11 protein-coding genes are annotated in these 12989 nt (G+C 43.4%); 8 read left to right on the top strand and 3 right to left on the bottom strand.

Features of this window, described 5'->3' with window-relative positions; translation table 11 throughout:
• Positions 1 to 219 precede the first annotated feature (219 nt).
• Both DPF93_RS02765 and DPF93_RS02770 read left to right on the top strand, forming a co-directional pair.
• Entirely contained in the window at positions 220 to 759 is a 540-nt protein-coding gene (locus tag DPF93_RS02765) for a cytochrome b (RefSeq protein WP_114764694.1), read from the top strand.
• Positions 756 to 1325: a YceI family protein gene (locus DPF93_RS02770; RefSeq protein ID WP_114764695.1), complete on the top strand. Its 570-nt coding sequence runs from the start codon at positions 756 to 758 to the stop codon at positions 1323 to 1325. Before DPF93_RS02765 ends, DPF93_RS02770 begins: the two co-directional genes overlap by 4 nt.
• Positions 1326 to 1419: 94 nt before the next feature.
• Here the strand turns inward: DPF93_RS02770 and focA are convergent, their stop codons facing one another.
• On the bottom strand, positions 1420 to 2865 hold the full coding sequence (gene focA, locus DPF93_RS02775) for a formate transporter FocA (RefSeq protein ID WP_114764696.1): 1446 nt from the start codon (positions 2863 to 2865) through the stop codon (positions 1420 to 1422).
• A 232-nt stretch (positions 2866 to 3097) separates the two neighbouring features.
• Here focA and DPF93_RS02780 point away from each other — a divergent pair, with 232 nt between their 5' ends.
• Together DPF93_RS02780 and DPF93_RS02785 are read left to right on the top strand one after the other, a co-directional pair.
• Positions 3098 to 4000 (top strand): LysR substrate-binding domain-containing protein, encoded by a 903-nt coding sequence (locus DPF93_RS02780; protein WP_114764697.1) that lies wholly within the window; start codon positions 3098 to 3100, stop codon positions 3998 to 4000.
• A 207-nt stretch (positions 4001 to 4207) separates the two neighbouring features.
• Entirely contained in the window at positions 4208 to 4699 is a 492-nt protein-coding gene (locus DPF93_RS02785; protein WP_114764698.1) for a DUF1097 domain-containing protein, read from the top strand.
• 53 nt (positions 4700 to 4752) lie between these two features.
• Here the strand turns inward: DPF93_RS02785 and DPF93_RS02790 are convergent, their stop codons facing one another.
• The gene (locus tag DPF93_RS02790) at positions 4753 to 6387 is read right to left on the bottom strand and encodes an ATP-dependent endonuclease (RefSeq protein WP_114764699.1); all 1635 of its coding nucleotides are present in this window, start codon (positions 6385 to 6387) and stop codon (positions 4753 to 4755) included.
• 256 nt (positions 6388 to 6643) lie between these two features.
• Here DPF93_RS02790 and DPF93_RS02795 point away from each other — a divergent pair, with 256 nt between their 5' ends.
• From DPF93_RS02795 to DPF93_RS02810, 4 genes are all read left to right on the top strand, one after another.
• Complete coding sequence (locus DPF93_RS02795; protein WP_114764700.1) at positions 6644 to 8380, top strand: bifunctional metallophosphatase/5'-nucleotidase; 1737 nt, start codon at positions 6644 to 6646, stop codon at positions 8378 to 8380.
• 552 nt (positions 8381 to 8932) lie between these two features.
• Entirely contained in the window at positions 8933 to 9877 is a 945-nt protein-coding gene (locus tag DPF93_RS02800; RefSeq protein ID WP_114764701.1) for a TerC/Alx family metal homeostasis membrane protein, read from the top strand.
• A 303-nt stretch (positions 9878 to 10180) separates the two neighbouring features.
• The gene (locus tag DPF93_RS02805; protein ID WP_114764702.1) at positions 10181 to 10372 is read left to right on the top strand and encodes a hypothetical protein; all 192 of its coding nucleotides are present in this window, start codon (positions 10181 to 10183) and stop codon (positions 10370 to 10372) included.
• Positions 10373 to 10575: 203 nt separating this feature from the next.
• A complete protein-coding gene (locus DPF93_RS02810) occupies positions 10576 to 12129 on the top strand; it encodes a methyl-accepting chemotaxis protein (protein ID WP_114764703.1) in 1554 nt (517 codons plus the stop codon).
• Positions 12130 to 12199: 70 nt separating this feature from the next.
• On the opposite strand, the gene DPF93_RS02815 is transcribed toward DPF93_RS02810, so the two are convergent.
• Positions 12200 to 12757 carry a PhnA domain-containing protein gene (locus DPF93_RS02815; RefSeq protein WP_075652627.1) on the bottom strand — a complete coding sequence of 186 codons (558 nt, stop codon included), beginning with the start codon at positions 12755 to 12757 and terminating at the stop codon, positions 12200 to 12202.
• Positions 12758 to 12989 lie beyond the last annotated feature (232 nt).

The following is a 12989-nucleotide window of genomic DNA, read 5'->3' on the forward strand; positions in this document are numbered from 1 at the left end:
TTAAGCTTTAACCCTATGTCGTTCGTGATTTCTGCTCAAGATTGAATTTAAGTCACATAGTCTCGTAGCTGTTAACGACAAATTTCTAATCCAATTGCAGTCGATAGCACCATTCAGAAATTTTGAACAACTTAATCAAAAGAGAAAGATTTTAACCATGTTAATGTTGGTTAATACTGTGTTAACTCGATGAGACAGCACGTTTAGGGAAAAGGGACCATGCAACAAGAGGTAAAGAACTACAATTTGATCGCGAGAGCGCTTCATTGGGTATCGGCTATTGTCGTTATTACAATGTTTGCCGTCGGATTGTGGATGGTGGATTTGTCCTATTACAGTGAGTGGTATCGCACAGCTCCCCATTGGCACAAGTCAATTGGTATTTTATTCGCTGCATTGACGCTATTTCGTCTTACCTGGAAAGTGGTGACAGCGTCACCAAAGGTCGAAGGCAAGGCAATCGAAAAACTGGCAGCCAAAGCCGTTCACGGCATGATGTATTTGGTTTTGTTCACCTTATTTATCTCTGGTTACTTAATCTCAACCGAGGATGGTCGCGGAATAGATGTGTTTAGCTTATTCACGATCCCCGCCTTGGGTGCTCTGTTTGAAAATCAGGCTGATATCTCAGGAGAAATTCATTTTTACGCTGCATGGGCACTGATTATCATGGCATCTGTCCATGCCCTTGCCGCAATCAAACACCATGTAATAGATAAAGACAACACGCTACGCAAAATGATAGGAGTTTCAAAATGAAAAAAGCATTGCTTGCCACAGGACTGACTTTGGCGATGTTTGCACCTTTAGGAGCAAGCGCAGCGGATTATGTAATTGATACCAAGGGTGCGCACGCTTCAATTAACTTTAAAGTAAGCCATTTGGGGTACAGTTTTATCAAAGGTCGCTTTAACACGTTCGATGGTCAGTTTTCTTACGATCCAGCCAATATCGAAGCCTCAAGCATTACTGTTAATGTTGATACCACAAGTTTAGATTCAAACCATGCTGAGCGAGACAAACACATACGCAGCTCTGATTTTATCGACGCAGGTAAGTTTAAGACCGCGACCTTTACCAGTAGCAAAGTAGTGGATAAAGGTGATGGTTCATTTGACCTTGTTGGAGACCTAGCTTTACATGGTGTCACTAAACCAATCACAATCAATGCTGAAGTGATTGGTCAAGGACAAGACCCTTGGGGTGGTGAGCGCGCTGGCTTTGTCGGTACGACACGATTAGAACTGGCAGATTTTAATATTCCAGTAATGGGTGACTCTAGCTACGTGGATATGGAGTTGCATGTTGAAGGGATCAAAAAATAGCCTTGTCTGATCAAGCTGTTTGACTAATGAAATAAAAAAGCGCCCCGCTACTTTTAGAGTAACGAAAGGGCGCTTTTTAGTTTTAGCGTTGTACTTATGCAGAAATCTGCTGTGCTTCGGTTACTTCAGTTGGTTTACCGTAGATTGTGCGCAGCGCGTCAAGTACATCAAGACGGTTGATGACTCCGACCATTTGCCCATTTTCAAGCACTGGTAGCACATGTGGTTTGTTGACTTTAATACTCTTGGCACGCTCTTCCAAAGATAAAGTAGAGAAGCGAGTAGCGATGCCCATTGAAGTTGTCGGATATAACTGCTCTTTGTCGATACATAGATACTCAGCCACATCGACCAATTTGTCGTTGACGTCAATCGCAACCACGTCGCGAGACATAATATCAACCACCTTTTGACCTTGGCTTGGAATGTAGTCTTGGCACCATAAATCAACCATCACATCGTGTACTGAAAAGAAACCAACTAAACGACCTTGTACATCCGTTACCGGAGCGCTTGCTTCACGATGAGACAGAAGATGCTCAATCGCTTTCGGAGTCGTCATTTCTGCGCTAAGAGTTACAGGTTGAGTGTTCATAATGTTTTTAACGATGATGTTGCTGTTCATAGTGTTCTCCTTAACTGACGCAATATTCGCGGTAGTTGTAATTGTTGAAATGTTGGCTGCTTTAAGTTGTGGTCGACGGTAGATACACCAATTCGCCAACCCGACAAGCACAGCACCACCAACAATATTGCCTAGCGTTACCGGGATTAAGTTTGCTGTAACAAACTGAATAATATTTAGATCTGCATATTGCGCTGCTGTTGTGCCAGTCATGGACCAAAACGTTTCAGGCGCAAAGTTTTGAATAACAATGCCAAGTGGCACCATAAACATATTTGCGACACAGTGTTCAAAGCCACTGGAGACAAACATCGCAACTGGCATAATGGTCATCGCGGCTTTAGTCATCGCATTCGCGCTGCTGAATGTGAGCCAAATGGCTAAACAAACAAGTAGGTTACACAGCACACCAAGAGCGAAGGCTTGCACCGTTGTATGATGAAGCTTATGTTGGGCAATATTGAGCGCATTGAGTCCCCATTGACCATGGTCCATCTGATATAAGCCAGCCGCAGACACGATAACCAGTAAGATCATGGCTCCAATAAAGTTACCTACATAAACCTTCCCCCAAATAGAGAGCATTTTGCCAAAACTGATTTGGCGGTTTGCCCACGAAATACTCGACAAGACTGAACTGGTAAAGAGTTCACCCCCACAGATGACGATCAGTATCAAACCCATACTGAATGCTAGTCCGCCTGCTAAGCGGCTAAGTCCCCATCCAGATTGTGTCGCCCCGGTTGTCACTGTGATATAGAACAAGAATGCCAGCCCGATAAATGCACCCGCCATAATGGCTAAGCTCAATGTCATTCCGGTATTTTTTTTGGCTTTACTCAAGGCAAACTTTTCAGCTTCAGCCATCATCTCAACTGGGGAAAAACATTGATTGTTCGCGTGGTTAGATGACATACGCGCTCCTAGTCATGAATTTCATTTTTTACCTCCTTATGATTTTTGCGTGCCTATCTCTGCATCGCCATTTCAGACTAAGCTCGAAATTCCTACAGGTAAAATTGATAATGTTTAGAAATCTCATCAGAAAATTTGATAACGCCAAAAATCCAAGTAGAATGAATTTCGTGCACAATCGCGTATCGCACATCAGAACCAACCCATTAACGTTATAACGAAAAGGAGTGTTATGCGTTATTCACTCAAGCAGTTGGCAGTCTTTGATGCAGTAGCAGACACTGGAAGTGTAAGCATGGCTGCAGACAAACTTGCGCTAACTCAATCAGCGACGAGCATGTCGTTAGCTCAGCTAGAAAAAATGCTTGGTAGACCCTTATTTGAGAGGCAAGGTAAGCAGATGGCTCTCACTCATTGGGGTAATTGGCTTAGACCGAAGGCAAAACGTCTGTTACAAGACGCACAGCAAATTGAATTAGGCTTTATTGAACAACACTTATTAAGTGGTGAACTCAATGTCGGGGCGAGCCAAACTCCTGCCGAACATTTGATTCCAGATCTTATCAGTAGAATTGATAATGACTTTCCAGAATTACGTATCAAGCTAAGCGTGCAGAGTACCGATAACGTTTTGCAGGGGCTAATCGACTACAAATACGATATCGGTATTATCGAGGGACGTTGCGACGACAACCGTTTACACCAAGAAGTTTGGTGTCGTGACCATTTAACAGTTGTAGCGTCTGCCCATCATCCATTTGCCAAATCAGAACGTGTCTCGCTTTCACAACTGGAACAAGCTCGTTGGGTATTGCGTGAGCACGGCTCTGGGACTCGGATGATCTTTGATAGTTCGATTCATCATCTGGTCGAAGACTTGGATGTTTGGCGCGAATACGAGCACGTCCCGGTATTGCGTCGAATGGTGTCCAATGGTCAGTATTTGACTTGTTTACCTTATCTTGATGTTGAGCGCTATATAGAAAGTGGGGCATTGGTTGCACTCAATGTTCCAGAACTCAACATGGAAAGGACGCTCTCTTTTGTTTGGCGGGCTGATATGATTGAAAACCCTCTAGTTGAATGTATCAAGCGAGAAGGGCTGCGCATGATGAAAGGCAAATCCGTTTTTTAAGCTAATTTTTTGCGTAAGTTATATAAGCCCAAGTGCTCACAGTCACTTGGGCTTTTTCGTTTGCTTTAATTAGTGGGTTATCGATTGCGCTAACAAAACACTGTAAGAGTATAGTTTTGATACACATTAAATGTGATATTCGTCAAGATTATTTGCGTTCTAGCCTCTATAGTGTGCCAATCTGTTTAAAAGCCACTGAGGTTTCCTATGAGCGTGCTCGTCGCAATTTCAATTACTACTGCCATTTTATCCGCCGTATGGGGGTGGGTTGCAGTCAGTTTTGGTCTACTCGCATGGGCAGGATTTTTAGGATGTACCAGTTTCTTTGCCGCGCCATTTGAAGGCATTAAAGGATTATTGATAAGCCTTATCACCAATATAAGTGGTGTATTTTGGGCGATGATGATTATCGAAGGTGGCAGTTTCATCGATATGGACATACTTGCTTACGGACTGACAGGATTGATCACTCTCTTTATGTGTCTGCAAGCTAAGAACGCCTGGTTGGCATTTATCCCAGGGACGTTCATAGGTTCGTGTGCCACCTTTGCTGCCGATGGAAACTGGCAAATCGTGATACCTTCACTGATATTAGGCGGTCTATTTGGTTATGTTATGAAGAGTACGGGACTTTGGCTACACAGCAAATGCGAACAAGCAGAAGATTCAACCTCAGCAGCAGCGCAAAGTCGCCATTAAACACTTTGATTTCGTCTATCAGAAATTTTGACCAAAACGACGGCAACACACCATTATGTGTTGCCGTTTGCCATCGTTACCACACGCTTTAACGTCCAACGCAGAAGCAATGGGATACATTCCATACCTTTATCTTCACAATGAGAAACTATCGCGAGTGCAAGGTCTGGCTTGGCGTACTTTTTCAGCACTTTATTCACCACCTTCTTGGCAGGAATAGGGTGATCAAGCGGGATCTTTACCAACTCACGGAAAAATGGTTCAAAGCCATTGTTATAAAGGAAGTGTTCAACGTCTTTATCAGGCAGTTCTGTTAAGCGGTGACGTTCTTGGTCATGCCCAAGGCGAGCTTTAACCGTTGCTGCATATTTTTTACCGGCAGGATCACCATCAGTCACCACATGCCAATCGATTCCAAAGGCTTTCGCCACTTTTAATAACGATTTAAGCCCCGACTGTGCAAACTCAATAATTTGCACACCTTCAGCCGCTAAATTGTATCCGCATTGATTGGCTAACTCATTAAACAGCCAAACCTCGGTCTCTCCTTCCACTAATAGCCAGCAACGTGCGAATAACGCACCCGAGCGATGGAAACGAATATGAAAACCCACTCGTCTCAGTTCGTCTCGAGATAACCCTTGAGTGGAAAGGCTGGTGCAGATAGTTTTATCTGATTGGCGCACAAGACGACGAATACAGTGGACAGGAAGCTGGGACAGCAAGGAACCACTATTGGTAGTCAGAATTTTCTGCATAGGTAGCATTTGCAGCAAGCCCCAAGCTCGAGCTAATTGCGTAGGATGCAAGCGACCTTCAGGATCTTCAATAATTAATATTGGGCGCGCACCTCTACGTAGACGGTTTGGACCTTTCGCTTGTAAATAGGCATTCAGCAGCCCAAGTAACAATAAACGTGTCTGCTTGTTATTGGACTTTTCAACGTATTCAGTGATTGATATCGAATCGGATTTACCCGCATAGAAGATGCCACTGTGCGGTTTTTTATGCTCGATACGCGCGTTAGACTTAAATGAAAAATAGTGGTCAACCAACATTCCCATCGATTTTAAGCTACTACGCATTTCACCTTTATTAACGTGCCCTGGAATTGCCATCAATCGGCGACAAGTATTGTTAATACGCTTTTCAATTCTTTCATTAACGCTAGTGCCATTGGATTCTGGGGGACGCTCAAAGCGGCGAGAGTCCTTGAGACGAATGACTGGATGCAGTGACATAAGCTCTTGGGCAATTTTTTCACAGTGGTGCAGTGCAAGAGGATCGCCGTCGGCATTTAGAAAGTCATAATGGGTTTCAATCTCATGCCCATCTCGACTGGCGCTTAGACGATAGTAAATGCGGTGATTGTCTTCACTGTCAGTAACCCAGACCGGTTTTATACGACGGTAACGACGTGAATTTACCTCTTTAGTATCGTTAGCCAAAAAGCTAATAACGATCTGCAAATCTTGAGTTTGTGGATGTGAGACAGAATAATCAACGTGGAAATCTGTCAATTTAAACTGGTACGGCTCACCGTCCGGGGGAAGGGCGACAGACAGCGTATCAAGCAATGACGATTTACCCCAAGTATTCTCACCGATTAAAGCCGTCAATTGTTCAAACGAAATAGACAGGCGCTTAATGCCGCGAAAACCAGCAATTTCAATTCGCTCTAACAGCATAGTTTCACCTTTATTTGTTGTTTATTACTAGTATACAAAGCGGGATATCTGTTTGCGGCTCACCTGAGCCAGTGGAACTTTGAAACCCTCGTTGTAACTCGTAATTTTTTAAACCTATGTGTTTAAGCATAAAAGAAAAACTCAATATAAGCATGAGCTTAGCTCACATATCTCGATTGCCACAAATTTAACTCAAAAAAGTAATCAACTTGTCATAAAGAATGCGTTAGCATGGCGCTGTAAAGTGAGATGAGATATGACAATGATAAAAAGTCGAGCCATAAAACTGACGGTGGCTCACATTAATGACACACATTCCTACTTCGAACCAACGTCTCTGCAACTCAATATTGCGTATAACGGTAAAGAGTCGTCTCCATTTGTAAGTGCAGGCGGATTTGCACGCATTAAAACCAGAGTAGAGCAGTTGCGCCATCAAGCATTAGTAAATAAGCAAGGTTTCTTGTTTTTGCATGCCGGCGATTGTTTTCAGGGCACGCTTTACTACTCGCTGTTTAAAGGCGAAGCCAATTCCACCTTACTCAATCAACTTAATTTAGACGCTATGGCGGTCGGTAACCATGAGCTAGACATGGGTAACCTACCGGTTGCTGAGTTTGCTAACCGTATCGATTTTCCTCTATTGGCAGGTAATTGGGATCTTTCCAACGAGTCAAGTGACAAGCCAATGGTTCTGAGTGGAAATCCCAATGTTTACAGCTACAAGCCGAGCACCAAATCAGCGCAGTGGATAGTAAAACACGTGGAGGAAGAACCTGTAGCGGTGTTTTCCTTAGCGCTGGATAAAATGGCGGATATCTCAAACCCGGATTCAGATACACCATTTGTCAATTGCATTGAAACAGCTAACAATACCGTCACTCAGATCCGCAAAGCAGGGATCAATAAAATTATCTTGCTTAGCCATATGGGCTATGAGGCTGATTTAGATTTAGCGAATCATGTCGAAGGCATTTCTCTGATTGTTGGCGGTCATAGCCATGTTCTACAAGGTGATTTTTCTGACCTTGGCTTAGGTAAAAACGATGTATATGGCGTGAAAGTAAAAGATACGCACGTTGTACAAGCGGGTTTTCACGCATTAGCGCTTGGCCATTCCCAAATCGAGTTTGATGAGTTCGGTCGAGTGACTCATTTTAAAGGTAAGAATGAGCTACTTATTGGGCGAAGACTGTTTGTCGATACTAGCCGCAATAACTCTTGGCACGAAGATGACTATCTACAGCTTAAAAAACAAGTCGATGAACATCCGAACGTGGTGGTGTGCCGTAAAGATCCAACGATAAAACTGATCCTTAAAGAGCGTTACCAATCGCGTGTTAGCGAGCTACAACAAACCTACATCGCGTCAACCGAACGAAAGTTGCGCCATGTGCGCATCCCTGATGAAAAAGGCGGCAGTGACATCGCACCGTTGGTCGCTGACTCGTTCCGTCATATGATGCGAAAACAGGGGTATACTGCACAGTTTGCCATTCACAATGCTGGTGGCGTGAGAAACTCGATCAACCAAGGCGCTATTTCAGTTGCTGATATCGCCGGAAAAGTGTTGCCGTTTTTGGTGCCGATTGGCGTCTACCAAATTAAAGGGAAATACATTGCCGAAATTCTCGAAGGGGCAATCAATAATGCAACCAATAATGGTGTTGAGGGAACCGGTTCGGGTTCATACCCTTATGTGGCTGGGTTACGATTTGATTACAATGCTCTCGCTCCGCAAGGTCAACGAATAGAGCAACTTGCCATCATGATTGATGGTATATGGCAATCCGTCGACGCTGAAACATGCTATTGTGGCACATCCTCGGCTTACACCATGAAAGGCAAAGAGGGCTACGAAGCAATCCTTAATATGGACGGCGAGGGACAGGTCACCAATTACTCAATGGCTGACTGTTTCATAGATTACTTACAAGACAAGCCTGAAGTGCTAAACACTAACTGCGTTACCGGGGTATCAAAAGGTCATTAATTGACCAGTTGGTATGTTCTTTGCTTAAGACTTTCTGATTCATTTGATCCTAAACCGATGAATAGGGAGTCGTTATGTGGAGTAAAGACTGGATCGATGTTGCGGTCGTTGTAAGCTGGATTAGCGTTTGGGCAGCGATGGTATACGTCATACCCAATGGTGGTATGTAATGAGAAGGAGCACAACGTGCTCCTTTTTGCTCACTGAATCTATTTTGCTGGTAGCTTTGTGCGCAATATTTGCAAAATAACCTGTCACATCAATGATTAAATTGTTCATAACATATCGACAAATATATTAAACACACATTTCATTTTTTGCAGTTGCAAAGTCGCGGTTTGAGCCTTACAATCCGCCTCGTTTGGGGAGTAGTCGCCTCTGGTTTACTTATCGTCATCTCGTTAGGTTTCAAGCCTTTCCGGTAAGTATAAGCGCTTCGCGCTTCGACGAGACCAACGTAATCAAATTCTCTTTCCTAGGGAAGGAGGTCTTTTGTTTGCGGTAGGGATCGTTGTTTTATATTCCAGATCCCTCCGATTATTGGGAGGACGCATGACCCCGTCTACTTACATTGGCTTCGCCATTCTTACACTGACGCTTGTTGCGCTAGATATCTGGCAAACTCGCGGCGGTAAAATCACCATCCGTAAAGCAGCAATCTGGAGTGTTTTCTGGTTTGCGCTAGCATTCGTATTTGCAGCATCTATCTACTTCTTCTGGGATTTCTACGCTCCAGGTAGCAGCTACAGTGCTGAAAAAGCTACGGTATCGTTCGTTACAGGTTATTTGCTTGAAAAGTCACTGAGCGTCGATAACCTATTTGTCTTCGCAATTATCTTTACTCAGTATGCAGTACCAGAACACCTACGTCCTCGTGCACTGTTGTGGGGGGTAATTGGTGCGCTTATCCTTCGTGCGATCATGATTGCAGTTGGTGCGCAATTGCTGGCTCAATACCACTGGGTACTGTACATCTTTGCAGCATTCCTAATTTGGACGGGTATTCAACTTGCGCGCGATAAAGGCGAAGAGGAAGAAGTTAACCCATTGCCAGAAAAGATCATTCGTAAGTTTGCTACTGTAACTGATGGTTACCGTGAAAATGCGCTAACTGTGGTTGAAAATGGCAAACGTTGCGTAACGCCTATGATGATCGTTATTGGTGTTATCGCGTTTATGGATGTGATGTTTGCTCTGGACTCTATTCCTGCCATTTTCGCCGTAACCCGCGAACCATTCTTGGTACTAGCAGCTAACGTGTTTGCTCTATTGGGTCTGCGTTCACTGTACTTTGTACTGCAAGGTATGATGGATAAGTTTATCTATCTAAAACCTGCGCTAGCTTTCATCATGATGTTTATTGGTGTCAAGATGCTATTGGTTGGTACTGAGTGGGCGATTCCAACTCCTGTATCATTACTAGTGCTTTTGATAACAATGACAGTAGCAGTAATCGCTTCTGTGATGAAACAACGTCGCCAAGCTGAAGCGGCTTAGAAAAGCGCGCTACTTCATAGAGTTGAAGTGTGATTGACGCCTCGTAGTAATAACATTTACTTTGTTAGTAAACCGTTAAAATGCTGCGAGGCGTTTTTTATTAATCGATATTTATGCGCATAAAATGAGCGTATAAGCAAAATAATGCAATGGTAAAGAATAATTCCAACATCGTATTGTAAATGCTTTGTTTCATAAGAAAATCTAATCTTAAATTTCAAGAATTGTCATTATTTCGCCCTAAAAAAAGTGGTTAAAATTCTCTCAGATTTAAAGTTATCCGAATTATTAAGAGAGGCGCACATGGCACAGGTACTTGACGCTAACACCATTATTTCACCTATCTCTAAGGAAAGAAAAACCTACTCGGTTAACATCAAAGGATTGTTGATGCACTTTATGGACATCTTGTTTACTGAACGCGCTGAACCGCGCACACATTACGCAAGTGAACTTTCAGGTCATATGCAAAGAGACATTGGTCTTTATCGCTAAGATTAAGTGCAGAAAAAGATAGACGTCAGCGAAAGCTGGCGTTTTTTTTATAATTTTTATCTCGTTTTATTAGTCGGTTACATGTAATAACCATAGATTTATTCGGGTTAGTTCACATAAAACACCAATCTTGCTCTATCATTACTTTGACTCATATAAGCACATTGTTGCGCATAATGTTGGTTTAGGTAAGGATACAGACTATGAATGAAATGGAATACGACTATCCCGCAAATTACAACCTAATTTCAATCACTGACCCGTCAAGCTATATAAAATACGCAAGCAGCCATTTTAGCGAAGTGGCTGGCTATAGAGATGGTGAACTTGAGGGGCAGCCTCACAACATTGTCCGACATAGAGATATGCCCAAAGCTGCGTTCAAAGATCTCTGGTCTCATCTCCAATCTGGTCGCCATTGGATGGGGATGGTAAAAAACCAGCGCAAAGGCGGTGGTTATTATTGGGTTGATGCCTTTGCTTCGCCAATTATGCACAATGGGCAAATCGTCGAGTTTCAATCGGTACGTTTTAAACCTGAGCGAATTCATGTCAAGCGTGCAGAAAAAGCTTATGCCAAACTGAGGGACAACAAAAAGCCTTTGGCGCTTTGGCTACCGCGAACACGCTTGTGGATGCGTAGTTCATTTTGGATTGCAGCAGGAGCGGGGGTTGCTTCAACACTCACCGCTTATGGTCAAAGTCCGCTCGTTGCAGTTGGTACCATGGCGGCTATATCGATTGCCGCGATCTATACGTTAACTCGTCCCCTTGAACGAATTGCGCAAGATGCGCGTAAAGATTTCAATAACCCACTAATGGAGCACATCTACTGTGGGCGAGTCAACGATCTTGCTGAGGTTGAGCTTGGTATGAAGATGCGTAAACAACATGCCAATGCCTTGTTGGGACGCGTTGGGATATCTGTAATGGACTCATGCCATGAGACTCGTAAAAATGCGGATAACGCAGCGAGCAACAGTGAGAAAGTGACACAAAACCTCAGTGAACAAAAGGTAGAGATTGACGTTGTCGCAACGTCGGTCAATGAAATGCAAGCAGCCTCTGCTGAGATTTCGCAGAACGCGCAAGCAACTGCCGACGCCACTCTTAAAGCGCAAAACACCATGTGCGAAAGCCGCGCTGTCATCGATAATGTAAACCTTTCTGTTTTGGAGTTGGTTAACGAACTAAAAGAGATTTCTGATACTGTAACCGACCTAAATCAGCAAACCGATCAAATTGGGTCGGTTGTTGAGGTGATTAATGACATTGCTGAGCAAACCAACTTACTTGCGTTAAATGCGGCAATAGAAGCAGCTCGAGCAGGAGAGCAGGGGCGAGGATTTGCCGTGGTTGCTGATGAAGTTAGAACACTTGCACAACGAACTCAGGAGTCGACCACCGAAATTCAATCTGCGATTGAGAGCATTCAACATGGTAGTAACTCAGCGGTAGATGCGTTGAAAAAGGGCAATGAAAAGTCGAGCAGTACAGTTGAATCAATCACTCAAGCTCAAGAGAGTATTCAACAGTTGGAAGAGCTGGTGCAAGACGTGGTAGATCGAAATCAGCAGATTGCCGTGGCGATAGAAGAACAAGTTCATGTGTCAGATGAAATTAATGAAAATATTCAATCGATTAACATCAAATATACCGACTCTTACGAACTAATGACGCAAACCAATCAAATGAACGCACAGGTGCAAGAAAGCACCAATGATTTAAAACAAGTGATAGAGAAAATTGCTTCTTAGATAAAAGTGGATCGCTAGATAAAAGAAAAGCACCAAACCGGTGCTTTTCTTCTTTTTAGTGCGTTAAGAATTACTTCTTACGGCAGTACTCAGCGATAACGTACATTGATTGACCGCCGTTAACCTTACCTGAGATGTGTGTTGGATCATCAGTAAGACCGATACCGCGGATCACAGTACCTTGCTTGATTACTTGAGTAGAGCCTTTGATTGGAAGGTCTTTAATTACTGTTACGTCGTCACCTTTTTTCAGTTCAACGCCGTTGCAATCAAGTGGTTTGTCGTCAGAAGACATACCAATCATTGCCCAGTTTTTCGTTTCTTCTTCCATGTACATCATATCAAGTGCATCTTGTGCCCAGCTCTCGCTGTTAAGACGAGTTAGTTGGCGCCATGCAGTTACTTGAACAGGTACAACTTGACTCCACATGCTGTCGTTTAGACAACGCCAGTGGTTAATGTCTTTTGGTTCTTCGATTTCGCCCAGACATTTGTCACATACCATGATGCCGTAATCCACAGTTACGTGGCTGTGCGGTGGTACCGCGTAAGCAGTAAGAGGTGCTTCAGCAGCGCATAATTCACACTTAGATTCGCAACGTTGTAGCATTGTAGCTTCAATAGACATAATGGACTCACATATAGTCGGGATTAATAACGGGGCCTATTATGCACTTTATCCGACTAATTAAAAGGGGTATTCGGTAAAGCAAAGGTTTAACCGCTGTAAACTCATTTTTCACCGTCTATTTTGCCTATTTATCCAACACTTCTCATCATCTCAATAACTTAGTTATAGTTACAATGTAACATTTGGTCGCATTTGCTTTACCTCTTTAGTGCCAAGAGGCATAATCGAA

Origin of the sequence: Vibrio rhodolitus, assembly GCF_003350325.1 — a bacterium.
Classification (GTDB): domain Bacteria; phylum Pseudomonadota; class Gammaproteobacteria; order Enterobacterales; family Vibrionaceae; genus Vibrio; species Vibrio rhodolitus.

Coding starts and splice junctions, on each gene's coding strand:
- DPF93_RS02815 (WP_075652627.1), bottom strand. CDS start 12,757: ATGTCTATTGAAGCTACAATGCTACAACGTTGCGAATCTAAGTGTGAA.
- DPF93_RS02800 (WP_114764701.1), top strand. CDS start 8,933: ATGACCCCGTCTACTTACATTGGCTTCGCCATTCTTACACTGACGCTT.
- focA (WP_114764696.1), bottom strand. CDS start 2,865: ATGTCATCTAACCACGCGAACAATCAATGTTTTTCCCCAGTTGAGATG.
- DPF93_RS02785 (WP_114764698.1), top strand. CDS start 4,208: ATGAGCGTGCTCGTCGCAATTTCAATTACTACTGCCATTTTATCCGCC.
- DPF93_RS02780 (WP_114764697.1), top strand. CDS start 3,098: ATGCGTTATTCACTCAAGCAGTTGGCAGTCTTTGATGCAGTAGCAGAC.
- DPF93_RS02765 (WP_114764694.1), top strand. CDS start 220: ATGCAACAAGAGGTAAAGAACTACAATTTGATCGCGAGAGCGCTTCAT.
- DPF93_RS02795 (WP_114764700.1), top strand. CDS start 6,644: ATGACAATGATAAAAAGTCGAGCCATAAAACTGACGGTGGCTCACATT.
- DPF93_RS02770 (WP_114764695.1), top strand. CDS start 756: ATGAAAAAAGCATTGCTTGCCACAGGACTGACTTTGGCGATGTTTGCA.
- DPF93_RS02805 (WP_114764702.1), top strand. CDS start 10,181: ATGGCACAGGTACTTGACGCTAACACCATTATTTCACCTATCTCTAAG.
- DPF93_RS02790 (WP_114764699.1), bottom strand. CDS start 6,387: ATGCTGTTAGAGCGAATTGAAATTGCTGGTTTTCGCGGCATTAAGCGC.
- DPF93_RS02810 (WP_114764703.1), top strand. CDS start 10,576: ATGAATGAAATGGAATACGACTATCCCGCAAATTACAACCTAATTTCA.